Source organism: Bradyrhizobium sp. S3.3.6 (genome assembly GCF_040546905.1).
In the GTDB taxonomy this organism is placed as follows: domain Bacteria; phylum Pseudomonadota; class Alphaproteobacteria; order Rhizobiales; family Xanthobacteraceae; genus Bradyrhizobium; species Bradyrhizobium cytisi.
Genome location: NZ_JBEPOT010000012.1, coordinates 42744 through 65119, shown reverse-complemented (window position 1 = coordinate 65119; position 22376 = coordinate 42744). Strand labels below are relative to the sequence as shown.

General features: G+C 64.5%; 19 protein-coding genes. 13 read left to right on the top strand and 6 right to left on the bottom strand.

The window, feature by feature from the left end:
• Positions 1-50: 50 nt before the first annotated feature.
• A complete protein-coding gene (locus ABID59_RS28595) occupies positions 51-1163 on the bottom strand; it encodes an AI-2E family transporter (protein ID WP_148755257.1) in 1113 nt (370 codons plus the stop codon).
• Between the two features lie 206 nt (positions 1164-1369).
• On the opposite strand from ABID59_RS28595, the gene ABID59_RS28590 reads away from it, so the two are divergent.
• Entirely contained in the window at positions 1370-2140 is a 771-nt protein-coding gene (locus ABID59_RS28590; protein ID WP_354085590.1) for a L,D-transpeptidase, read from the top strand.
• A gap of 18 nt (positions 2141-2158) precedes the next feature.
• Positions 2159-2809: a DUF2865 domain-containing protein gene (locus tag ABID59_RS28585; protein WP_354085589.1), complete on the top strand. Its 651-nt coding sequence runs from the start codon at positions 2159-2161 to the stop codon at positions 2807-2809.
• Positions 2810-2823: 14 nt separating this feature from the next.
• Here the strand turns inward: ABID59_RS28585 and ABID59_RS28580 are convergent, their stop codons facing one another.
• Positions 2824-4917 (bottom strand): methyl-accepting chemotaxis protein, encoded by a 2094-nt coding sequence (locus ABID59_RS28580; RefSeq protein WP_354085588.1) that lies wholly within the window; start codon positions 4915-4917, stop codon positions 2824-2826.
• A gap of 220 nt (positions 4918-5137) precedes the next feature.
• Positions 5138-7231, bottom strand: a complete 2094-nt coding sequence (locus ABID59_RS28575; protein WP_354085587.1) for a methyl-accepting chemotaxis protein — start codon at positions 7229-7231, stop codon at positions 5138-5140.
• Positions 7232-7505: 274 nt separating this feature from the next.
• On the opposite strand from ABID59_RS28575, the gene ABID59_RS28570 reads away from it, so the two are divergent.
• Positions 7506-7661, top strand: coding sequence for a Thivi_2564 family membrane protein (locus ABID59_RS28570; protein ID WP_354032404.1), 156 nt, complete (start codon positions 7506-7508; stop codon positions 7659-7661).
• 84 nt (positions 7662-7745) lie between these two features.
• Here the strand turns inward: ABID59_RS28570 and ABID59_RS28565 are convergent, their stop codons facing one another.
• From ABID59_RS28565 to cysD, 3 genes are all read right to left on the bottom strand, one after another.
• The gene (locus ABID59_RS28565; RefSeq protein ID WP_354085586.1) at positions 7746-9911 is read right to left on the bottom strand and encodes a malate synthase G; all 2166 of its coding nucleotides are present in this window, start codon (positions 9909-9911) and stop codon (positions 7746-7748) included.
• Between the two features lie 295 nt (positions 9912-10206).
• A complete protein-coding gene (gene cysC, locus ABID59_RS28560) occupies positions 10207-12144 on the bottom strand; it encodes an adenylyl-sulfate kinase (RefSeq protein ID WP_354085585.1) in 1938 nt (645 codons plus the stop codon).
• 18 nt (positions 12145-12162) lie between these two features.
• Positions 12163-12957, bottom strand: a complete 795-nt coding sequence (cysD, locus tag ABID59_RS28555) for a sulfate adenylyltransferase subunit CysD (RefSeq protein WP_148755250.1) — start codon at positions 12955-12957, stop codon at positions 12163-12165.
• A 236-nt stretch (positions 12958-13193) separates the two neighbouring features.
• Between cysD and cysG the strand changes: the two genes are divergently transcribed.
• The 10 genes from cysG to ABID59_RS28505 all read left to right on the top strand — a co-directional run bounded on the left by cysG (position 13194) and on the right by ABID59_RS28505 (position 22373).
• Positions 13194-14618 (top strand): siroheme synthase CysG, encoded by a 1425-nt coding sequence (gene cysG / locus ABID59_RS28550; RefSeq protein WP_354032401.1) that lies wholly within the window; start codon positions 13194-13196, stop codon positions 14616-14618.
• Positions 14615-14932 (top strand): DUF2849 domain-containing protein, encoded by a 318-nt coding sequence (locus tag ABID59_RS28545; protein ID WP_354032400.1) that lies wholly within the window; start codon positions 14615-14617, stop codon positions 14930-14932. The genes cysG and ABID59_RS28545 overlap by 4 nt, the downstream gene beginning before the upstream one ends.
• 11 nt (positions 14933-14943) lie before the next feature.
• A complete protein-coding gene (locus ABID59_RS28540) occupies positions 14944-16599 on the top strand; it encodes a nitrite/sulfite reductase (protein ID WP_354085584.1) in 1656 nt (551 codons plus the stop codon).
• Complete coding sequence (locus ABID59_RS28535; RefSeq protein WP_148755246.1) at positions 16586-17101, top strand: DUF934 domain-containing protein; 516 nt, start codon at positions 16586-16588, stop codon at positions 17099-17101. Before ABID59_RS28540 ends, ABID59_RS28535 begins: the two co-directional genes overlap by 14 nt.
• Positions 17098-17829, top strand: a complete 732-nt coding sequence (locus ABID59_RS28530) for a phosphoadenylyl-sulfate reductase (RefSeq protein ID WP_354085583.1) — start codon at positions 17098-17100, stop codon at positions 17827-17829. The genes ABID59_RS28535 and ABID59_RS28530 overlap by 4 nt, the downstream gene beginning before the upstream one ends.
• Before the next feature lie 124 nt (positions 17830-17953).
• A complete protein-coding gene (locus tag ABID59_RS28525) occupies positions 17954-18955 on the top strand; it encodes a sulfate ABC transporter substrate-binding protein (protein ID WP_354085582.1) in 1002 nt (333 codons plus the stop codon).
• Positions 18956-18991: 36 nt separating this feature from the next.
• On the top strand, positions 18992-19828 hold the full coding sequence (gene cysT, locus ABID59_RS28520) for a sulfate ABC transporter permease subunit CysT (protein WP_187435321.1): 837 nt from the start codon (positions 18992-18994) through the stop codon (positions 19826-19828).
• Between the two features lie 11 nt (positions 19829-19839).
• Positions 19840-20751 (top strand): sulfate ABC transporter permease subunit CysW, encoded by a 912-nt coding sequence (gene cysW / locus ABID59_RS28515; RefSeq protein ID WP_148755242.1) that lies wholly within the window; start codon positions 19840-19842, stop codon positions 20749-20751.
• On the top strand, positions 20741-21778 hold the full coding sequence (locus ABID59_RS28510; protein ID WP_354085581.1) for a sulfate/molybdate ABC transporter ATP-binding protein: 1038 nt from the start codon (positions 20741-20743) through the stop codon (positions 21776-21778). Before cysW ends, ABID59_RS28510 begins: the two co-directional genes overlap by 11 nt.
• A gap of 91 nt (positions 21779-21869) precedes the next feature.
• Positions 21870-22373, top strand: a complete 504-nt coding sequence (locus ABID59_RS28505) for a CAP domain-containing protein (RefSeq protein ID WP_354032395.1) — start codon at positions 21870-21872, stop codon at positions 22371-22373.
• Positions 22374-22376 lie beyond the last annotated feature (3 nt).

Here is a 22376-nt window from a genome sequence, read left to right as displayed (position 1 = left end):
GATGGGCAGAAAACGTTTCGTTGCAGTGGAAGTTCCGTTTGCGGAGCCCGTCATCCCTGCGGCAATTGCGGCGAATTCTCCGGCAACAGATGCTCCTTCAGGATCAGCCCCACGATGAGGAGCGGAGACGACAGAAAAGCGCCCATCGGTCCCCACAGCCAGGTCCAGAACGCCAGCGCGATAAAAACGGCGAGCGCGTTCAACGATAGCCTGCGGCCGATGATGATCGGCGTGACGAAGTGCCCCTCCATGAAGGTGATACCGCCGAAGGCGAGTGCAGCCATCAGGCCGCCGCCGATAGTCGGGAATGCGACCAGGCCGACCACGGCCAGCATGACGAACATGGCGACCGGTCCGATAATCGGAATGAAGTTGAGCGCAGCGGCAAGCGCGCCGAGCCCGGCCGGGTTGGGCATGCCGGTGACCGCGCAGACGATGCCGGTGGCGATGCCGACGCCAATATTGATGGCCGTGACCGTCAGCAGATAATTGCCGAGATGCACCTCGATCTCGTTGAGGATCCGGAGCGTGCGCAGCCGCGCGTCGTGGTCGCCGAAATTCATGATCATGGCGCGTCGCAGATCGCGCCAGCTTGCGATGAACAGGATCAGAGTGGCGAAGAACAGCAGGAATTCAGCGAAAGTTGGCGACACGAATTCCAGCGTCGGCTGCACCCATTCCGCTTTCGGCAGGGCGACGGTCGGCAGGCCATCGGAGCCGCCGACAATGGTTTGCAGCTCCTTCCACAGCGCGAGCGGTCGGTCGAACACATGCGCCTTCTCCCTCAACTGCGCTCCTAGCTCCGGGAGGCGTGAGCTCCATTCCATTGCGGGCGCCGCGATCAGTGCGACAACGAAGGCGACCACCGTCGTCACCGCGATCACGATCAGCACGGCGCCGAGGGCTCGCGGCACCCGCCGCTCTTCGAGAAAGGTGGCGGCCGGCGACAGCATGGTACCGGCGACGACGGCCATCACGACCGGGAGAAAGAACGCCTTGGCGACGTAAAGCACGGCGACGACGGCGATCAGAAGCAGACCGGCAAGCGCAAAGGCAACAAACTCGGTGCGCCGGATCACCGGAGGCAGTTCGGTATGGCTGTCGGGAAGCGGAGTACCTTCGTCGTTGCCGGCAATCAGACGTTCACTGGGAAGGACGCGCACAATTTCCCTCCCGCACGGAGGTGTCCGGGGGCCCGTTGGTCATCAGAAAACGCCTAAGGGCCGTTACGGTTCCGTCGCGACTTCGTGAAGTTGTGCTCGCTTGACTGTGACGTCGCTGCCGCACGCGCCATCGGAACTTGAGTCGGTTCTGCTGCGTTCTTACGAAGCCGCATCACCCAAGATGCAGACATCACACGGGGCAGCACATGACAAAATTCGTCGTAGTCGGTCGCAGCTTCTCGCCGCGCGTCGTCACTGCTTTTGCCTTTGCGACAGCTTTACTGACGGTGCCGTTCGCAGCACAAGCTCAAACGCTCGGGTATGCGCCGATGCAGCCGCAGGCCTATCCGCATGACCAGACCTATTCGCGGGGCTACACAAGCGAGGCGCCGCCGGCCGCCGACGAGGATGCGGCATTACCGGATCGGCTGCGCCGGCAGATCGTGAGCTTCGACCGCAACGAACCGGCTGGCACCATCGTCATCGATACCGCCAACACCTATCTCTACTATGTGCTGGGTAACGGGCGCGCCATGCGCTACGGCGTCGGCGTCGGCCGCGAAGGTTTCACCTGGTCGGGTGTGCAGAGCATCACCCGCAAGGCGGAGTGGCCGGATTGGCATCCGCCGGCAGAGATGATCGCACGGCAGCCCTATCTGCCGCGCTTCGTCGCCGGCGGCCCTGGCAATCCGCTGGGTGCGCGCGCGATGTATCTTGGCTCCAGCCAATACCGCATCCACGGCACAAACGACCCGACCACGATCGGCAAGTTCGTCTCCTCCGGCTGCGTCCGCCTGACCAATGAGGACGTCAGCGACCTGTTCAGCCGCGTCAATGTCGGCGCCAAGGTCGTGGTGCTGCCGAAGAATGCGCCGTTGATGGCGCGCGGCGGTGATCCCGTACGCAAGCGGCCCGCCATGACGACGCTGCCCTCGGGACGCCAGGCGCTGAACATTCCGGCGTCGTCGGTGGATTGAGGAGCTGAGTGAGGTCACATGATGAGACGTTCGATCAGCACGTTGGCTTGCGGAAGGGCCGCGTTCGTCACGATCGCTTCCCTCGGCCTCGCGCTGGCGCCTTCCGCGCATGCGGAGGATTTCTTCTCGGCGCTGTTCGGTGCGTTCGGAGCGCGGCCGCCACAGATCCGGATGCCGTTCCCCAATGACGAAATGCCGCGCTACGACGCGCCGCGCCAGCGCGCGTCCTATGGCGGCGGCACGGCCTATTGCGTCCGCGGCTGTGACGGGCGCTATTTCCCGGCGCAAGGCAGCGATGCCGAGAGCAAGGCGCAATCCTGCAAGAGCTTCTGCCCGGCGTCAGAAACCTCGCTGGTTTATGGCAGCAATATCGACGACGCCACGACCGACAGCGGCAAGTCTTATTCCGACCTGCCGAACGCCTTCCGCTATCGCAACGAGATCGTGTCCGGGTGTACCTGCAACGGCAAGGACCCGGCCGGTCTCGCTTCGCTCAAGGCCGAGGACGATCCGACCTTGCGCAAGGGCGATATCGTTGCAGGGAGCGACGGCCTCGTCGTCGCCAACCGCAACGCCAACGATCGCCGCGGCGTCGCGATGAACTTCTCGCCATTGCCGGACTCGATCCGCGCAAAATTCCGCCAGGGGCCGGTGGTGGCGAAGGAGTAGGGCGGCGAAGTCCCCTACGCCGCCCGGATCTTGCCGAGGAAATCGCTGACCTGATCGCCGAGCTGGCGGCTCTGGGTCTCCAGCATCTGTGAGGCCTGCTTGACATTGTCGGCGGCACCGGCTGCGGTGTCGGCGTCGGCCTTCACGCCGGTGATGTTGTCGGACACGTTCTTGGTGCCCTCCGCGGCATATTGCGTGCTGCGGGTGATCTCCTGCGTCGCTGCACCCTGCTCCTGCACGGCGGCGGCAATCGCGGTGGCGACCTCGTTGACCTCGCCGATGATGCCGCCAATCGCCTGGATTGCGTTGATGGCATCGCCCGCGACCTTCTGGATGTCGGCGATCTGCTCCGAAATCTCCTCGGTCGCCTTCGCTGTCTGGCTCGCCAGCGATTTCACCTCGGAGGCGACAACCGCAAAACCACGCCCGGCTTCGCCGGCACGCGCGGCCTCGATGGTGGCGTTGAGGGCGAGCAGATTGGTCTGCGCCGCGATGGTGTTGATCAGGCCGACGACCTCGCCGATGCGGCCTGCGGATTGCGCCAGCCCCTGCACGGTGCCGTCGGTCTCGCGCGCTTGATTGACGGCGCGGCTGGCGATGCCCGCAGCGTGCGCCGCCTGCTGGCTGATATCGTTGATCGAGGCCGAGAGCTCCTCGGCGGCGGCCGCGACGCTGTCGACGCTCATGGAGGCGTCGTTGGAGGCCTTGCCGGCGACCTCGACGCGCTCGTTGGTCTGGCGCGACACGGCGGAGAGATCGCCCGAGGTCTTGCGCATCTCGGCCGAGGCGTCGCTCAATTCGCCGAGCGACTTGCGCACCACGCCCTCGAACTCGCCGACATAGGTCTCCATGGCGCGCTGGCGCGCGGCCGCGCCGGCATTGCGCTCGCGCTCCTGCTCCTCGATCTTGAGCTTGTCGGTGGCCTGCTGCTTGAAGGTTTCCAGCGCGCCGGCAAGGGCGCCAATCTCGTCCTGGCGATCGAGATAGCCGCTGTCGACGGTGAGATCGCCGCCGGCGACCTTGAGCATGGCGTCGCGGATCCGATGCAGCGGCGTGATCACGCGGCGGCTGACGGCGAGCATCGCGGCGCCGGTCAGGATGATGGCCGCGATCAGAAGCGCCAGCTGGACGAGCAGCGATTGCAGCGCGCCGGCGCGTTGGACGGCGGCATGATCCTTGGCGGCTTGCAGGGCGGTGTCGGCGAGCTTGACCACGATCGCCATACGGCCAACCGAGAACGGGCTCCACTGATTGGCCGTCATCGCCGGCTTCTCGCCCTTGGCGATCACCGCGATGATGCCGTCACGCGTACCGGTATAGTGCGGATCGAAATAGACCGACTTGGTCTCGGTCATGGCGGCCGACAGCGCCTGGGGCATTTGCATGCCGGTGGCGGCAAGCTCGATCGCGCTCCAGGCGGCATCGGTGGCGCCGACGAACCTGGTGAAGGCGGACTGGGTTTCGGGCGTGACCTTGCCGCTGTTCAGTGCGTTGCCGACGATGAGCGAGGATTCGCCGGCGTTCTGACGCAGCAGCCAGGCCATCTGCTTGATGGCCAGGAGCTGGTCGATGGTGGCATCCTGATGGTTGACGCTGGCCGCCAGCACGGGGGAGAGCTTATCGAGTATCGCCATCAGCCCGTCCTCGCTCTCGAGATACTCGGTGGCGAGCGCCGTGCGGCGCGAGGCTTTGGGCTTGGCGACCTCAGTCCAGAACTCGGCCTGTTGCGCCAGCAGCGCCCTGTTGAGTCGGGTGAGATCGGCGACGATCGCGTCACGCTGCGGAATATCGATCGAGGGCAGGATGTCGATCGCGCGAGCAAGCGCCGGCATCAATTCGTCACGAATGCCGCGGATGTACTTTTCGATATCCGCATCGATCCTGATGTCGCTGGTCAATTGCCGGTTGGTGGTCGAGCGATCGGCCCGGATGTTGGCCATGGCCTTGAACACGTCGGCCGAGGCTGCCGCGACCGCAACGATGCGGTTGGCCTGCTGCAGCCGGGTCCACGAGCTCCATGCGCTGATCGAGAAGCCGATGACGACGACGAGTGCGGTGGAGAGAATCACCGCCTTCAGCAGCGTGGATACGGTCAAGCGGTTGAGCATCGGACACCCCGGTACGCGTTTCGAAGTTCGTGCCCCAGAACGGCAGCCCCACGAACTTCGAAACCAGAGGGATGCGCGCAACAGACGCGCCTGCCCAAGGCCGGCGCTTGGAGCGCATTTGGCCTGAAAAGGGTAAAAACTTAGACAGTGTGCCTGCCGTAAAATTACGTAGGCATCTCGGGTGTCGTCCTGGCGAAGCCAGGACGACGGTGAGAGTGCGCTATGCCGCGCGGATCTTGCCGAGGAAGTCGCTGACCTCGTGGCCGAGCTGGCTGCTTTGGGTTTCGAGCATCTCGGAGGCGCTCTTCACATTGTCCGCGGCCGCGGCTGCAGCATCGGCATCGGCTTTCACGCCGGTGATGTTGTCCGAGACGTTCTTGGTGCCCTGCGCCGCATATTGGGTGCTGCGCGTGATCTCCTGGGTCGCCGCGCCCTGCTCCTGCACGGCGGCCGCAATCGCGGTCGCGACCTCGTTGACCTCGCCGATGATGCCGCCGATGGTCTGGATCGCGTTGATGGCGTCGCCCGCGACCTTCTGGATGTCTGCGATCTGCTCGGAGATTTCTTCCGTCGCCTTCGCCGTCTGGCTCGCGAGCGATTTCACCTCGGAGGCGACGACGGCGAAGCCGCGGCCGGCTTCGCCGGCGCGGGCGGCCTCGATGGTGGCGTTGAGCGCGAGCAGGTTTGTCTGCTGCGCGATGGTGTTGATCAGGCCGACGACCTCGCCGATGCGGCTTGCGGACTTCTGCAGGCCCTGCACGGTGCCGTCGGTCTCGCGCGCCTGGGTGACGGCGCGGCTGGCGATGCCCGCAGCGTGCGCGGCCTGCTGGCTGATGTCGTTGATCGAGGCCGAGAGCTCTTCCGCAGCCGCCGCGACGCTGTCGACGCTCATGGAGGCATCGTTGGAGGCCTTGCCGGCGACCTGGACGCGGTCGTTGGTCTGGCGCGAGACTGCGGAGAGATCGCCCGAGGTCTTGCGCATCCGCCCCGACGCATCGTTCAGCTCACCCAGCGTCTTGCGCACCGCGCCCTCGAACTCTCCGACATAGGCTTCCAGTGCGCGCTGGCGCACGGCGGCTCCGACGTTGCGCTCGCGCTCGTGCTCCTCGATCTTGAGCTTTTCGGTGGCCTGCTGCTTGAAGGTTTCCAGCGCGCCGGCAAGGGCGCCGATCTCGTCCTGGCGATCGAGATAGCCGCTGTCGACGGCGAGATCGCCGCCGGCGAGCTTGAGCATGGCGTCACGGATGGTGTTGAGCGGATTGATGACGCGGCGGCTGACCAGCATGATCGCGCCGGCGGCAAGGCCGATCGCAAGCGCGAGCAGCACGAGCTGCACGATCAGCGCGCGCTGCGCAGCGCCGCGCTGGTCGAGTGTGTGCGCCCTGGCCGCGTCGAGGGCGGCTTCGGCCACCGCGACCGCGCTCGCCATGCGGCCAACGGTGAGCGGGCTCCACTGGTTGGCGGTCAGCTCGGCCTTCTCGCCCTTGACCAGCGTGTCCGCGAGGCGGTCACGCAGGGTCAGATATTGCGGCTCGAAATAGGCGGTCTTGGCGCCGGCCATGGCGGAGGCGAGCGCCTGCGGCAATTGCATGCCCGAGGTCGACAATTCCAGCGCCTTCCACATCGCGCTCGTGCCGCCGACATATTGGGTATAGGCATAGCGGCTCTCGGGCGAGATTTTGCCGGCGTTAAGGCCGATCGAGACGATCAGCGAAGCTTCGCCCGCGGTGTTGCGTAGCAACCAGGCGTTCTGCTTGATCGACAGCAGCTGGTCGATCTCGGCATCCTGGTGGTTGACGGTGGCGGCCAGTGTGTTCCCGAGATTATCGAGCACGTCGAGCAGGCCCTGCGTCGTCTCCATGTATTCCTTTGGCAAGCCCGCGCGGCGCTGATCCTTGGACTTGGCGACGTCCTCCCAGAATTGCTTCTGCTCCTCGATCAGCAATTTGTTGAGGCGCGCGAGCTCGGGCACCAGCGTGCCGGACCGCGGGAAGTCCATGCTCGGCAGCAGCTCGAGCGCGCGTGCCATCGCCGGCATCTGCGCGTCGCGCAGCGCACGCAGGTATTTCTCGATCTCGGAATCCATCGGCTCGGTCGCGTTGAGGAGGCGCGTCGTGGTCGAGCGGTCGGTGCGCAGGTTGTGCATCGCCTTGAACAGGTCGGCGGAGGCGTCGGCGATCGCCGAGATGCGGTTGGCGGTCTTGAGGCTGTCCCAGGACTCGTAGGCGGTGAGCGAGAGTGCGATCACCACGCAGATCGACGTGATCGCGATCACTGTCTTCAACAGTGCGGACACGGTCAGACGATTGAGCATCGAAGTCCCCCAAATTCCCATTTCAAAGTTCGGCAAAGACGCCCCGGCAAAATCGAGAGAGCGGGGGCGGCAGCATCGGCAATTGCATACCGTTCGCGGCACGCAGGCCCGTACGGTTTCTGCATCTGAAACGAAAAGGGTAAAGTTTTAGGCGCTCGGCCTGCAGGTAGAATTACGCATTTACCAGAAGTTGCAGTGGGTTGCGTGCATGGAACCGGCGCGCGAGACAGGCGTTAGGATCTCGTTAGCAATTTGCCTTGAAGGGGGCCTTGCGATGCTTGTCGGCGTACTCGTCACCTTTCTCGTCGTCATACTCGTGCTTTATCTCATTAACATGCTGCCGATGGACGGCCGCGCCAAGCAGATCGCACGCGTCGTCGTCATCATCATCGGCATCGTGTCGCTGCTGAAATATCTGACGGTGTTTTAGCGGGGCTTCCGATCTCCAACAAAAAAGCCCCGGCGTCAGCCGGGGCTTTTGATGTTCGAACGGCCTTGTCAGCCCGTCGCCTTCCTAGCCAAGCGCCTTGGCCTCGCGGCGGCGCGCGGTGAGGATGTATTCGGTGTAGCCGTTCGGCTGCTCGCGTCCCCTAAAGATAAGGTCGCTAGCCGCCTTGAAGGCGACGCCATCAAAGGCGGGCGCCATCGGCTTGTAGATCGCGTCGCCTGCGTTCTGCTTGTCGACGACAACGGCCATGCGCTTGAGCGACTCCATCACCTGGGCCTCGGTGATGACGCCCTGGTGCAGCCAATTGGCGAGATGCTGGCTGGAGATGCGCAAGGTCGCGCGGTCTTCCATCAGGCCGACATCGTGGATATCAGGCACCTTGGAGCAGCCCACGCCCTGGTCGATCCAGCGTACGACGTAGCCCAGAATCCCCTGGCAGTTGTTGTCGATCTCCTGCTTGACGTCGTCGGGCGCCCAGTTCGATTTCGACACCGGAATGGTGAGGATGTCGGAGAGTTTTGCGCGCGGACCGCTCTTGGCCAGCTCCTGCTGGCGCGCAGTGACGTCGACCTGGTGATAGTGCAGCGCGTGCAGCGTCGCCGCGGTCGGCGAGGGCACCCACGCCGTGGTGGCGCCGGCCTGCGGATGGGCGAGCTTCTGCTGCAGCATGTCCGCCATCTTGTCGGGTGCGGCCCACATGCCCTTGCCGATCTGGGCATGGCCGGGCAGGCCACAGGCCAGGCCCATGTCGACGTTCCAGTCCTCATAGGCCTTGATCCAGGCCTGCGCCTTCATCTCGTTCTTGCGGATCATCGGACCCGCTTCCATCGAGGTGTGGATCTCGTCGCCGGTACGGTCGAGGAAGCCGGTGTTGATGAACATGATGCGCTTGGAGGCGCGCTGGATGCAGGCCTTGAGGTTGACGGTGGTGCGCCGCTCCTCGTCCATGATGCCGACCTTGAGCGTGTTCTCCGGCAGGCCCAGCATCGTCTCGACGCGGTCGAATATCTCGCACGTGAACGAGACCTCGTCCGGGCCGTGCATCTTCGGCTTGACGATATAGGCAGATCCCGTGCGGCTGTTCTTGACCTTGGAGTTGCCTTTCAAGTCATGAATGGCAAGAAGCCCGGAGACCGCGGCATCGAGCAGGCCTTCCGGGACTTCCTCGCCGGTCTCGTCCAGCACCGCATCAGTGAACATGTGGTGACCGCAATTGCGCATCAGCAGTAGGCTGCGGCCGTGCAGCTTGACCTCGCTCTTGCCGTCCGGCGTCTTGTAGGAGCGGTCGGCGTTGAGTGAGCGCGTCAGCGTCTTGCCGCCTTTTTCGAAGTCCGCCGACAGCGTGCCGTTCATCAGGCCGAGCGTGTTGCGATAGACCAGTACCTTGTCCTCGGCGTCGACGGCGGCGACCGAGTCCTCCATGTCGAGAATGGTCGACACGGCCGATTCCATGATCATGTCGGCGACGCCGGCCGGATCGTCCTTGCCGATCGCGCTGCTGCGATCGATCTTGACCTCGACGTGCAGGCCGTTGTTGGCGAGCAGCACCGCGCTCGGCGCGGTCGCATCGCCCTGGAAGCCGGCGAATTGCGCGGCGTTCTTCAGCGCGGTGGCGTTGCCGCTCTTCAGCTTCACCGCGAGCTGGCCTGCGACGACGCTGTAGGCGGTCACGTCGGTATGGCTGCCGGTCGCGAGCGGCACGGCGGCATCGAGGAAGGCTTTTGCTTTCGCGATCACCTTGTCGCCGCGTGCCTTGTTGTAACCCTTGCCGCTTTCCGACGGATCGTACGGGATCGCGTCGGTGCCGTAGAAGGCATCGTAGAGCGAGCCCCAACGCGCATTCGCCGCGTTCAGAGCGTAGCGTGCGTTGGTCAGCGGCACGACCAGCTGCGGGCCGCAGATCTTGCCGATCTCCTCGTCCACATCAGCGGTCTCGACCTTCTGCGTCGCGGGCTCGGGGACGAGATAGCCGATCTCTTTCAGGAAGGCGGTGTAGGCGTCGAGGTCGAACGCCTTGCCCTTGTTGGCGCGGTGCCAGTCGTCGATCTTGGCCTGCAGCGCGTCACGGAAGGCGAGCAGCGACCGGTTCTTCGGCCCCAGCTCCTTGATGATGGCGGCCACCCCGGCCCAGAACGCATCCGGCGCGATCCCCGTTTTCGGGGCGGCTTCCTTGGCAATGAAGTCGAAAAAGACGGGGGCGATCTTCAATCCGTGGGCGTCAACGCGTTTCATGATGGTCTTTCTTGTTGGAAATGGCTGTTTTTGGCTGCTTTGACCCGACAGCAGCAAAATGCGCCCGCGTGGGGCGGCTTTCGGGACCTATTAGCCTCAAAATCGGGGCGGTGAGAAGACCCCCGACGTCTGTCAAAATGTCAAGGAGAGGTGGCGGCTGCTCCGCGCGCCGCCGTCATTCCCCGCGAAGGCGGGGAATCCAGTACGCCGCAGCTTTTCCGTATCCCAACGCTGTCTCTGGAATACTGGGCGCCCGGTCAAGCCGGGCGACGGCAGGTGTGGAAATGCGATCGGCTCAAATATTCGCGGCGAGGTCCACGACTTCGTCGAACAGCACGCCGGTGGTCTTCAGCATCTGCTCGATCTCGTCGGCCGCGTCAGCAACCGTCCGCGTCGACGTGTCGATCACGAGCTCGGCGGCCTCGGGCCGCTCGTAGTCGTTGCCGATGCCCGTGAAAGAGGCAAGGGCGCCGGCGCGGGCCTTCTTATAATGGCCCTTGGGATCGCGCTCCTCGCAGATTTCGGCCGGTGTCGCGACATGGATCTCGCGAAACGCGGCGTCAGCGATGCGACGTGCAGTGGCGCGGTCCTCGCGGGCCGGTGAGACGGCGGCGACGATGGCGATGTGGCCGTTGCGGGCGAGATGGGTTGCGACCTCGGCGAGCCTGCGGATATTCTCGCTGCGATCGGCTGCGGAGAAGCCGAGATCGCCATTGAGCCCGGCCCGCAGCGTGTCGCCGTCGAGCAGGATCGGCGAGCCGCCATTGGTGAAGAGACGCCGCTCCAGCGCCTTCGCCAGCGTCGACTTGCCGGAGGCCGGCAGACCCGTGAGCCAGACCACGGCACCGTTGTGCTGATAGCGCGCCGAGCGCTCGTCGGGCCGCAGCGCCGATTCCACCGGCACGATATCGACCGGCACGGCGCGCTGGCCGGCATCGACCGACAGCACCAGGCCGCCGCCGGCGATGCGCCCGGAGACCTCGATCACGAGACGGCCGGTGCGCGGATTCTCGGTGTAGGGATCGGTCGCGATCGGATTGGACAGGGAGATGTCGATCTCGCCGACATGGTTGCGGCCGATCGCCTTGTTCTCGATGCTCGAGAGCTCGCCAGGATCGACCGCCTTCTCGATGGCGACGACGGTGGCGCGGCTCTCCTTCGGCCCGCAGCGGACCAGGAGCTGATCGCCCTTGGCGAGTGGCTTGTCGTGCAACCAGAAAATGCGCGCGCGCAGCCGCCGCGTCTCGCGCGGGGCGGTGTCCGTATGCGCGATGATGTCGCCGCGCTCGATGAACAATTCTCGGTCGAGCGTGATGCCGACCGAGCGGCCGGCGCCTTGCCGTCCCGCGATCGGGGTCACCGGCCAGCTCTCGACCGTCTTGATCCTGGCGATCTTGCCGGCCGGCATGATCACGATCTCGTCGCCGGCAATCAAGCTGCCGGATTCGATGCGGCCCGCGACGATGCGGCGGTCGTCGAACTTGTAGATCGCCTGTACCGGCAGGCGCAGCGCCAGCGCTTCGAGCGGCCGCGCCGGCTCGAGTCCATCGAGCGCCTCGACCACGGTCGGCCCCTTGTACCAGCCGATGCGGTCGGTGCGCTCGGCAACGCCGTCGCCGTCGCGCGCGGAAATCGGGATGATCGCGGCCGGCGTCACGCCGAGGCCGTTGAGATGCGCGGAGATCTCCTCGCTGATCTCCTTGAAGCGGTCGGCGGAGAAATCGACGCGGTCCATCTTGTTGACGACGACCGCGACCTGCTTCACGCCGAGCAGATGCAGCAGATAGCCGTGACGGCGGGTCTGGTCGCGCACGCCTTCGAGCGCGTCGATGATCAGCACCGCGCCGTCGGCCTGCGAGGCGCCGGTGATCATGTTGCGCAGGAATTCGGCATGGCCGGGCGCGTCGATCAGCACGATGTCGCGCGAATTGGTGCGGAAGCGGATCTGCGTGGTGTCGATGGTGATGCCCTGGTCGCGCTCGGTCTGCAGCGCGTCGAGCAGGAACGACCATTCGAACGGCATGCCGCGCCGCGCGCTGACGGCTTTGAGCATCTCGAGCTTGCCGTCAGGCAGGCTCCCGGTTTCGTGCAGGAGACGGCCGACCAGCGTCGACTTGCCGTGGTCGACATGGCCGACGATGACGATGCGGACCTGCGGTCGCGTCGTGCCATTCGGCATCGAACTGGTGTCGTTCGGCGTGGCGGACGAAGCGGGAGTGACGATCATGTTCATACGACTGCGCGTCCTTGATCAGAGATAGCCGGCGACGCGCAGGCGCTCGAAGGCGTCCTCGGTCTCGTGGTCGAGCGCGCGGCCCGCGCGCTCCGGCACCTTGGTCTGCTCGAGCTCGGCCAGGATCTCGTCGATGTTCGACGCGCTCGATGCGACCGGATTGGTGATGTCCTGATCACCCAGCGAGCGATAGCGCTTGCCATTGTGCGAAAGATAGAGCGGGATGATCGGGATGTTCTCGCGCTTGGTATAGGCCCAGATGTCGGCCTCGGTCCAATGCAGGATCGGGTGGATGCGCAAATGCGCGCCTTGCGGCGGCGATGCGTTGAAATGATCCCAGAACTCCGGCGGCTGGTCGCGCACGTCCCAATTGCCTTCGAGGCCGCGCGGCGAGAACACGCGCTCCTTGGCGCGCGTCGCTTCCTCGTCACGGCGGATGCCGGCGATCAGGCCGTCGAAGCCGTATTTCGCCAGCGCCATCTTGAGGCCTTCGGTCTTGCGCGCGGCGGAACGGGCGGCCGGCGGCAGCGTTGGGTCGACGGCATCGATGGGCGGGCAGGGCTCGACGCGCAGGTCGAGCTCCCACTGCTTCCCGTAGTGATCGCGGAAGCGATACATCTCCGGAAACTTCTTGCCGGTGTCGACGTGAAGGGCCGGGAACGGCAGGCGGCCGAAGAAGGCTTTCCGCGCCAGCCAGATCATGACGTTGGAGTCCTTGCCGAGCGACCACAGCAGGGCGATCTTCTTCAGGCGGGCAAAGGCCTCGCGGAAGATGTAGATGCTCTGGGCTTCCAGCTGGTCGAGATGGTCCATGCTGGGGGCGGTCAGCGCGACGGGAATTTGCTCGGAAGCCGGGGCGCGGAGGTCCCGTCCATCTGCACCAGAATCGGTCCTGAGAAGATGCATCTCTGCCACTTTGCGTTTGGAGGCGAATTTTCTATAGTTGCGCTGCAGAAGAGAAGAAAAAATTTTCTCTTTGCGCGTCAGAAACGACACATATATAGAAAATAATTCCAGTCAACCCCGGATGTGGGGGAAGCGAGTATCGCATGCGGTTCTTGCCGGTGTTCCTCGATCTCAAGGCCGGTCCGGTGGTCCTCATCGGCGCGGGCGAGCTTTTGCGCGCAAAACTGCGCGTGCTCGCCGCTGCCGGTGCGCGCATCCGCGTGCATGCGATCGACGGCAATCAGGACCTGGGTCTGAGCTCCGATGACGCGGCGCGTATCGAGATCGCGACGGGCGATCCGCTCACCGCCGATCTCGCCGGTGTCATTGCCATCGTCTGCGCAGGCGCGGGCGATGTCGGCGTGGCGATGTCGGCGCGGGCGAAGTCGCTTGGCCTGCCCGTCAACGTCATGGACGATCTCGAACATTCCAGCTTCATCTTCCCGGCAATCGTCGATCGCGGCGATGTCGTGGTCGCGGTCGGCACCGGCGGCACCTCGCCGGTGGTGGCGCGGCGCGTGCGGGAGAAGATCGAGGCGCTGCTGCCCGCGCGCATCGGCGAGCTCGCCGAGTTCATCGGCGGCTTCCGCAAATCCATCAACGAACGTATCGCCGAGTTTCCGCTGCGCCGCCGCTTCTGGGAACGCGTCATCGACGGTCCGATCGGCGCCGCCGTGTTGGCCGGCCGCAAGGACGAGGCTGACGCAGCACTCAAGCAGATTTCCGATCCGTCCGCGTTCGCGCGCGCCGACAAGCCGGACGGCTCGGTGGCGCTGGTTGGCGCCGGCCCCGGCGATCCCGATCTCCTCACCATCAAGGCGCTGCGCGCGCTGCAGGATGCTGACATCGTCTTCCATGACGAGTTGGTCTCGCCCGAAATTCTTGACCGCATCCGTCGCGACACCGCGCGCATTGCCGTTGGCCGTCGTGTCGGCAAGCCCGGCATCGGCCAGGACGCCATCAACAGGCGCATGATCGAGGCCGCGCAAGCTGGCCAGCGCGTGGTGCGGCTGAAGGGTGGCGATCCCTTCGTGTTCGGCCGCGGCGGCGAAGAGGTGGAAGCGCTGCGCGCCGCCGGCATTGCTTATTCGATCATTCCCGGCATCACCGCAGGCCTCGGCGGCGCCGCTGATTTCGAGGTGCCGCTCACTTACCGTCACGAAGCGACCCGCATCACCTTCCTCACCGCGCATAAGGCGCGCGACGCAGAGACGGTGGACTGGTCGACGCTGACGGACACCAAAATGACTGTTGTGGTCTACATGGGCATGACCGCTGCGCCGGCCGTTCGCGCTGGTTTGTTCGCCGCCGGCCGCTCGCCGGAGACGCCGGTCGGCGTGTTCGCCCGCGTCACGCGGCCGGATGCGCAAAGCGCGATCGGCACATTGCGCGACCTGCCCGAGCTCGTGCGGCAGACCAATGGCGGTCCCGCCATTCTCATCATCGGCGACGTGGTCCGGCATGCCGGTTCGCTTCGCCGTCAAACACCCAACCAAATCATCTCTGACCTACTGGATGCAGCCGAATGACCTCCCCGCTTGAACAGAAGAAGATCAAAATCGCCGGCCCCTCGGTCGTAACCGCCAACCGCACCTGGGATGGCATCGTGGTGTATCGCACCGCCGCCAAGAGCTGGTCCGCGGACCTGTCGGAAGCCGCGATCGTGCGCAACTCGGACGAGGCGAAAGCGTTGCTTGCGGAGTCGGTCGCCGATGACGTCGGCGCGATCGGTCCCTATATCGCCCCGGTGCAGGTCGGAGCGGATGGCAAGATCGAACCCGGCAATCTGCGCGAACAGATCCGCCGCACCGGTGTGACCGTCGGACAGCCGGCCCAGGTTTAAGGCATTCTCTTATGTACGCTTACGACGAAATCGATCGCACGCTCGTCAACGAGCGCGTCTCGGAGTTCCGCGACCAGGTGAAGCGCCGCCTCTCGGGCGAGCTGACGGAGGATGAGTTCAAGATCCTGCGGCTCCAGAACGGCGTCTATCTGCAACTGCACGCCTATATGTTCCGCGTCGCCATTCCTTACGGCACGCTGGCGACGAACCAGCTGCGGGCGCTTGCCCATGTCGCGCGCAAGTACGACCGTGGCTACGGCCACTTCACCACGCGGCAGAACATCCAGTTCAACTGGATCAAGCTCGCCGAGCTGCCGGATGCGCTCGCCGATCTCGCCGAGGTCGGCATCCATGCGATGCAGACCTCCGGCAACAACATGCGCAACGTCACCTCGGACCAGTGGGCCGGCGTCGCGCCCGGCGAGATCGAGGACCCGCGCATCTGGTCGGAGCTGATCCGCCAGCACACCACGCTGCATCCGGAATTCTCGTTCCTGCCACGCAAGTTCAAGATCGCGATCACCGCGTCGGACCATGATCGTGCCGCGATCAAGATTCACGACATCGGATTGAAGCTGATCAAGAACGAGAAGGGCGAGACCGGCTTCGAGGTGCTCGTCGGCGGCGGTCTCGGCCGTACCCCGTTCATCGGCAAGACCATCAAGCACTTCGTCCATGGCCGCGATATCCTCAGCTATATCGAGGCGATCCTGCGCGTCTACAACCAGTACGGCCGCCGCGACAACATCTACAAGGCGCGCATCAAGATCCTGGTGCACGAGCTCGGCATCGAAAAATTCTCACGCGAGGTCGAGGAGGAGTGGCAGCAGATTCGTAACTCCTCGCTCCAGATCGACGACGAGGTGATCGAGGACATCCGCTCGCGCTTCACCTATCCGAACTACGAAAAGCTGCCGCACATGCCGGACGAGCTGCGCCAGGCCGCGGCCGATAGCGACTTTGAGGCGTGGCGCAAGAACTCGGTCTCGCCGCACAAGGTGCAGGGCTACTCGATCGTCACGATCTCGCTGAAGCCGATCGGCGCGCCTCCGGGCGATGCCACGGCCGAACAGATGGATGCGCTGGCCGATCTCGCCGACAAATATTCCTTCGGAGAGATCCGCGTCGGCCACGAGCAGAACCTGGCGCTGCCCCATGTCGCCAAGCGCGACCTGCCGGCGTTGTGGAAGGCGCTCGACAAGCTTGGGCTGGCGACGCCGAACGTCAATCTGATCACCGACATCATCGCCTGTCCGGGTCTCGACTATTGCTCGCTGGCCAATGCACGCTCGATCCCGATCGCGCAGGAGCTGACACGGCGCTTTGCCAATCATGAGCTCGCCAATCTGATCGGCCGGCTGCACATCAACATCTCGGGCTGCATCAATGCCTGCGGTCACCACCACGTCGGCCATATCGGCATTCTCGGCGTCGAGAAGAACGGCGAGGAGGTTTACCAGATCACCATCGGCGGTCGTGCCGACGAGGGTGCTGCGCTGGGCAATCTGATCGGACCCGGCGTCAAGTTCGACGAGGTCGCCGACGTGATCGAAGACGTCGTGGAAGCCTATCTTGCGCTGCGCGAGCGGCCCGAAGAGCTGTTCATCGACACGGTGAAGCGCCTCGGCGTCGAACCTTTCAAGGAGCGCGTCTATGCCACTCGTTAACGGCGGAAAAATCGCCGACGACAGTTTCGTCAAGCTGGCCGTCGACACGCCGCTGCCAGAGAGCGGCGACATCCTGGTGCCCGCCGAGCGGTTCCTGGGCGATGCGGACGCGCTGCTCAAGCGCGGCGGCAAGATCGGTGTGATCTGGCCGAACAATCGCGACATCGCCGAGCTCGTGCCTTATCTCGGCAAGGTCGCCGTCGTCGCGCTGGTGTTCCCGACCTTCCGCGACGGACGCGCCTACAGCCAGGCGCGGCTGCTGCGCGAGCGTTACAATTATCGCAGCGAATTGCGCGCGACGGGCCAGATCCTGCGCGACCAGTTCGTGTTCATGCTGCGCGCCGGCTTCGATTCCTTCGAGGTCAAGAAGCAGGCGGACGCGGAAGCCTTCATGCAGACCGCGAAGCGCTACTCGGTGTTCTACCAACCGACCGGCGACGGCCGGATCACGGCGCTGCACCGGCGCATGCAGCTGCGTCACTCCGAAGGAGTCGGTACGTGAACGCCATGGCTACTCAATTTGCATCCCAATCCACCTCGGTGTTGCCGACCGCGGATGAGCTCGACCGCGCGCTGCGCGACGCCGCTCCGGCCGAAATCATTGCTGCCGCGCTGAAGACCGTCGGCCGCGATCAACTCGCCGTGGTGTCGTCGTTCGGGACGGAGTCGGCCGCGCTGTTGAAGGTGATGGCTGATGTCGATCCGGCGATTCCAGTGATCTTCCTCGATACCGGCTGGCTGTTCGAGGAGACGCTTGCCTATCGCGACACGCTGATCGCCAGGCTTGGCTTGAGAGATGTTCGTTCGATTAAGCCGCTGGAGGAGGCGCTGAAGCGAGACGATCCCGATCAGGAGCTCTGGTTCTCCAATCCCGATGCCTGCTGCCGTATCCGCAAGGTCGAGCCGCTGGCGCGGGCGCTGAAGCCGTTTTCAGCGTGGGTCAATGGCCGCAAGCGGTTTCAGGGCGGCGTGCGCGCCGACATTCCGGTCGTCGAGGTGGATGGCGGGCGGCTGAAGTTCAATCCTTTTGCCAATGTCTCGCGCGAGGAGATCAAGGACATCTACGCGCGTGCCAAATTGCCGCAGCATCCGCTTCAAGCGTCGGGTTTCATGTCGGTTGGGTGTATGCCTTGCACCAGCAGAACGACCGAGGGCGAGGATGAGCGCGCGGGTCGCTGGCGCGGCCGCGCCAAGACAGAATGCGGCATCCACACGATGAAGACTTCGTAGCACAGGCAAGCTGCCGGGCTGCGAACAAGAAAATCCGGTTCCGTTGACTTGAGCGTGTTTCGCCACGAGTTTCGCCTGCATGCCTTCGCCGACAGTGACGTCGTCGAGGTGAATGGAGATGGACATGATGCGTCGTATCGTTCCGCTCGCGGCAGGACTGCTCGTGACAGGATTCTTGGCAAGCTCGGCTCTCGCCGCTGACATCAACCTCTTGAACGTGTCGTATGATCCGACGCGTGAACTCTATGTCGAGTTCAACAAGGCGTTCGCGAACGCCTATCAGAAGGAAACCGGCAAGAGCGTCGAGATCAAGCAGTCGCATGGCGGCAGCGGCTCGCAGGCGCGCGCCGTGATTGACGGGTTGCAGGCCGACGTGGTGACGCTCGCGCTCGCCTATGACATCGACGCCATCGCCGGCAAGGGCCTCACTGCAGCCGATTGGCAGAAGCGGCTGCCGCAGAATTCATCGCCCTACACGTCGACCATCGTGTTCCTGGTGCGCAAGGGCAATCCGAAAGGCATCAGGGACTGGGACGATCTGCTCAAGCCGGGCGTCGCCGTGATCACGCCGAACCCGAAGACCTCCGGCGGCGCGCGCTGGAATTATCTGGCGGCTTGGGGCTTCGCGCAGAAGAAATACGGATCAGTCGACAAGGCCAAGGATTTCATCGGAAAGCTCTATCAGCAGGTGCCGGTGCTCGACACCGGCGCGCGCGGCGCCACCGTGACCTTCGTCGAGCGCGGCGTCGGCGACGTGCTGCTGGCCTGGGAGAACGAGGCCTATCTCGCACTGAAGGAATTCGGCCCGGAAAAATTCGAGATCGTGGCGCCGCCGCAATCGATCCTGGCAGAGCCGCCGGTCGCGATCGTCGACAAGGTGGCCGACAAGAAGGGCACCCGCAACGTCGCCGATGCCTATCTCCAGTACTGGTACACCAAGGAAGGGCAGGAGATCGCCGCGCGCAACTTCTACCGTCCGCGCGATCCCGAGACTGCTAAAAAGTATGAAAACTCCTTCGCAAAGGTCGAGCTGTTCACGATCGACGATGTGTTCGGCGGCTGGACCAGGGCGCAGAAGGAACATTTTGCCGACGGCGGCGTCTTCGATCAGATCTACAAGAACTGATCGGGCGCTGTCGGAGGGGTTTGAACAGGGGGCCTGGTGAGCGCAATCGCAGCACGACGCCGGACATTGCCGGGCTTCGGTCTCACGATGGGACTGACGCTGACCTGGCTGTCCGTCATCATCCTGATTCCGCTCGCGGGGCTGTTCCTGAAGTCGCTCGAGCTCAGCCCCGAGCAATTCTGGAACATCCTCTCGAGCCGCCGCACCCTGAACGCGCTCCGCGTCTCCTTCGGGCTCGCGTTTGCGGCGGCCTGCGTCAATCTCGTAATGGGCAGCATCATCGTCTGGGCGTTGGTGCGGTACCGCTTCCCGGGCCGGCGGCTGTTCGACGCCATCGTCGATGTGCCGTTCGCCTTGCCGACCGCCGTCGCCGGTGTCGCGCTGACCTCCTTGTTTGCCGAGAAGGGCTGGCTGGGCGCGCCGCTTGCCGCGCTCGGCATCAAGGTCGCGTTCACGCCGCTCGGCATCTTCGTCGCCATGATCTTCATCGGCATTCCCTTCGTGGTCCGCACCGTGCAACCGGTGCTGCAGGATCTCGACCCCGAGATCGAGGAGGCAGCCGGTAGCCTCGGCGCCAGCCGCTGGCAGACCATCATCCGCGTGATCCTGCCTTCGCTCGCGCCGGCGCTGCTCACGGGGCTAGCACTCGCCTTTGCGCGCGCGGTCGGCGAATACGGTTCGGTGATCTTCATCGCCGGCAATCTGCCCAACGTCTCCGAGATCGCGCCGCTCTTGATCGTGATCCGGCTGTCCGAGTTCCGCTATGCCGACGCGACCGCGATCGCCGTCGTCATGCTCATCGTCTCCTTCGTCGTCATCTTCGCGGTCAACCGGTTGCAGCGCTGGGCGCAGAACCGGGTCCCGGTGCATTGAGGCGGGATGCGATGACGATGCAGATCGCCGATTCCGTTTCGCTGTCCTCGCCCGAGGCAAAGGCGCGCGCGCATGCCGCAGCCGCGCGCAACAATCTCCGCACCGAGCCCAAGGCGGTGCGCATCGCCATCATCACGCTGGCGATATTATTTCTCTCCGTTTTCGTCGTGCTGCCGCTGGTGCTGGTGTTCGCGCAGGCCTTCTCGAAGGGTATTCTGGCCTATTTCGACGCACTCGCCGAGCCGGAGGCACTGGCTGCGATCAAGCTGACGCTGCTGGTCGCGGCGATCTCGGTCGTCCTCAACCTCGTGTTCGGCCTCGTCGCCGCCTGGGCGATCGCCAAATTCGAGTTTAGAGGAAAAACCTTCCTGATCACGCTGATCGACCTGCCGTTCTCGGTGAGCCCGGTCATCTCCGGCCTCGTCTTCGTGCTGCTGTTCGGCGCGCAAGGCTATTTCGGCGGCTGGTTGAGGGATCACGACATCCAGATCCTGTTCGCGGTGCCCGGCATCGCGCTCGCCACCACCTTCGTGACCTTCCCGTTCGTGGCGCGCGCACTGATCCCGTTGATGCAGGAGCAGGGCACGCAAGAGGAAGAGGCTGCGATCTCGCTCGGCGCCTCCGGTTTGCAAACCTTCTTCCGCGTCACGCTGCCCAACATCAAATGGGGCGTGCTGTATGGCGTCCTGCTCTGCAACGCGCGCGCGATGGGCGAGTTCGGTGCGGTCTCCGTCGTCTCCGGCCACATTCGCGGCGAGACCAACACCATGCCGCTGCTGGTCGAGATTCTCTACAACGAGTACCAGTTCGTCGCCGCGTTCGCGATCGCCTCGCTGCTGGCGATGCTGGCGCTGATCACGCTGATCGCCAAGACCATTCTCGAACGTCATCTCGACGAAGGACACGACGTCAATGACCATTGAAGTCAAAAATCTCGTCAAGAAGTTCGGCAGCTTTGCGGCGCTCGACGGCGTCGACCTCAAGGTCAATGACGGCGAGCTGCTCGCTCTGCTCGGCCCCTCCGGCTCGGGCAAGACCACGCTGCTGCGGATCATCGCTGGCCTCGACTGGCCGGACTCAGGCGAAGTCGCCTTCAACGGCGAGGATGCGCTGGCGCAGGGCGCGCGCGAGCGCCATGTCGGCTTCGTATTCCAGCACTATGCGCTGTTCCGCCACATGAGCGTGTTCGAGAATGTCGCCTTCGGCCTGCGCGTGCAGCCGCGCGCAGTCCGGAAGGACGATGCGACGATCCGCGCCCGGGTCAAGGAGCTGCTCGATCTCGTGCAGCTCGACTGGCTCGCCGACCGCTATCCGAGCCAGCTCTCCGGCGGCCAGCGCCAGCGCATCGCGCTGGCCCGCGCGCTTGCGATCGAGCCGCGCATCCTTTTGCTCGACGAGCCCTTCGGCGCGCTCGATGCGAAGGTGCGGAAAGAGCTGCGCAAATGGCTGCGCTCGCTGCATCACGAGATCAACGTCACCTCGATCTTCGTCACCCACGACCAGGAAGAGGCGCTCGAAGTCGCCAACCGCGTCGTGGTGATGGACAAGGGCAGGATCGAGCAGATCGGCTCGCCCGACGACGTCTACGAGACGCCGGCAACCGCCTTCGTGCACGGCTTCATCGGCGAATCCATCGAGCTGCCGATCCAGGTCGAGGGCGGCGTCATCAGGCTCGGCGACCGGCCGCTGCGGCTTGTCGCAGACGGGCTTGCGCCTGGCGCGTCAAAACTGTTCGTACGGCGACACGACATGCTGGTCGGTCCGCCCGGTTCGGGCGCCTTCGAGGGGGCGGTTCAGCATGTCCGGAATTTCGGCCCCGTGCAGCGAGCCGAGGTCGCATTGTCAGGGGGCGAGACCATCGAGATCGACGCTCCCCGCGACCGGGAACTGCGCGCCGGCGACACGATCGGCCTCGAGCCCCGCCGCTATCGCATATTTGCGGGCACCTGAGCGGGTCCCGACAGGTCGAATTTTCCTCAAAATTCACCTTTCAGCCACGGTTGGTATGCAACAACGGCCCCTCATTTGGGGGCCCCGATTCATGCGTGCTGCGGCCGCAATTCTCATCACTTTGCTTCTCGCCGGCTGCGCCGGCAATGAAGCGCCGGTCCAGCAGCCGTCGATGTATGCCGACATGTCGGTCCCGGGCGCCAAGCTCGATGCGCCGGCGGCCGCGATCATGATCTCGCAGTACCGCCAGAACAACGCTCTCGGCACCGTCATCGTCGACCCCGATCTGATGCGGCTCGCCGAATCCCAGTCCAACGCCATGGCTGCAGCCAACAAGATGGACCACGACGTCCGCGCGCCGCTCGCCAAGCGTCTTGTCGCCGGCGGCTATCCCGCGACCGTGGCGGTCGAGAACATCTCGGCCGGCTATCATACACTGGCGGAAGCGTTTTCCGGCTGGCGCGACTCGCCTCCGCACCGCGCCAACATGCTCAAGGGCGGTGTCACAAAATTGGGCATAGCGGCGAGCTATGCTCCGGGCACCAAATACAAGGTGTTCTGGACCATGATCCTGGCATCGACCGACCCCCGATAAGCC

Excerpts from the sequence above, each read along its gene's own strand:
- ABID59_RS28580 (WP_354085588.1), bottom strand. The coding sequence starts at position 4,917 with ATGCTCAACCGCTTGACCGTATCCACGCTGCTGAAGGCGGTGATTCTC.
- ABID59_RS28590 (WP_354085590.1), top strand. The coding sequence starts at position 1,370 with ATGACAAAATTCGTCGTAGTCGGTCGCAGCTTCTCGCCGCGCGTCGTC.
- ABID59_RS28575 (WP_354085587.1), bottom strand. The coding sequence starts at position 7,231 with ATGCTCAATCGTCTGACCGTGTCCGCACTGTTGAAGACAGTGATCGCG.
- ABID59_RS28505 (WP_354032395.1), top strand. The coding sequence starts at position 21,870 with ATGCGTGCTGCGGCCGCAATTCTCATCACTTTGCTTCTCGCCGGCTGC.
- cysW (WP_148755242.1), top strand. The coding sequence starts at position 19,840 with ATGACGATGCAGATCGCCGATTCCGTTTCGCTGTCCTCGCCCGAGGCA.
- ABID59_RS28540 (WP_354085584.1), top strand. The coding sequence starts at position 14,944 with ATGTACGCTTACGACGAAATCGATCGCACGCTCGTCAACGAGCGCGTC.
- ABID59_RS28535 (WP_148755246.1), top strand. The coding sequence starts at position 16,586 with ATGCCACTCGTTAACGGCGGAAAAATCGCCGACGACAGTTTCGTCAAG.
- ABID59_RS28570 (WP_354032404.1), top strand. The coding sequence starts at position 7,506 with ATGCTTGTCGGCGTACTCGTCACCTTTCTCGTCGTCATACTCGTGCTT.
- ABID59_RS28545 (WP_354032400.1), top strand. The coding sequence starts at position 14,615 with ATGACCTCCCCGCTTGAACAGAAGAAGATCAAAATCGCCGGCCCCTCG.
- ABID59_RS28585 (WP_354085589.1), top strand. The coding sequence starts at position 2,159 with ATGATGAGACGTTCGATCAGCACGTTGGCTTGCGGAAGGGCCGCGTTC.
- ABID59_RS28525 (WP_354085582.1), top strand. The coding sequence starts at position 17,954 with ATGATGCGTCGTATCGTTCCGCTCGCGGCAGGACTGCTCGTGACAGGA.
- cysC (WP_354085585.1), bottom strand. The coding sequence starts at position 12,144 with ATGAACATGATCGTCACTCCCGCTTCGTCCGCCACGCCGAACGACACC.
- ABID59_RS28510 (WP_354085581.1), top strand. The coding sequence starts at position 20,741 with ATGACCATTGAAGTCAAAAATCTCGTCAAGAAGTTCGGCAGCTTTGCG.
- cysG (WP_354032401.1), top strand. The coding sequence starts at position 13,194 with ATGCGGTTCTTGCCGGTGTTCCTCGATCTCAAGGCCGGTCCGGTGGTC.
- cysD (WP_148755250.1), bottom strand. The coding sequence starts at position 12,957 with ATGGACCATCTCGACCAGCTGGAAGCCCAGAGCATCTACATCTTCCGC.
- ABID59_RS28565 (WP_354085586.1), bottom strand. The coding sequence starts at position 9,911 with ATGAAACGCGTTGACGCCCACGGATTGAAGATCGCCCCCGTCTTTTTC.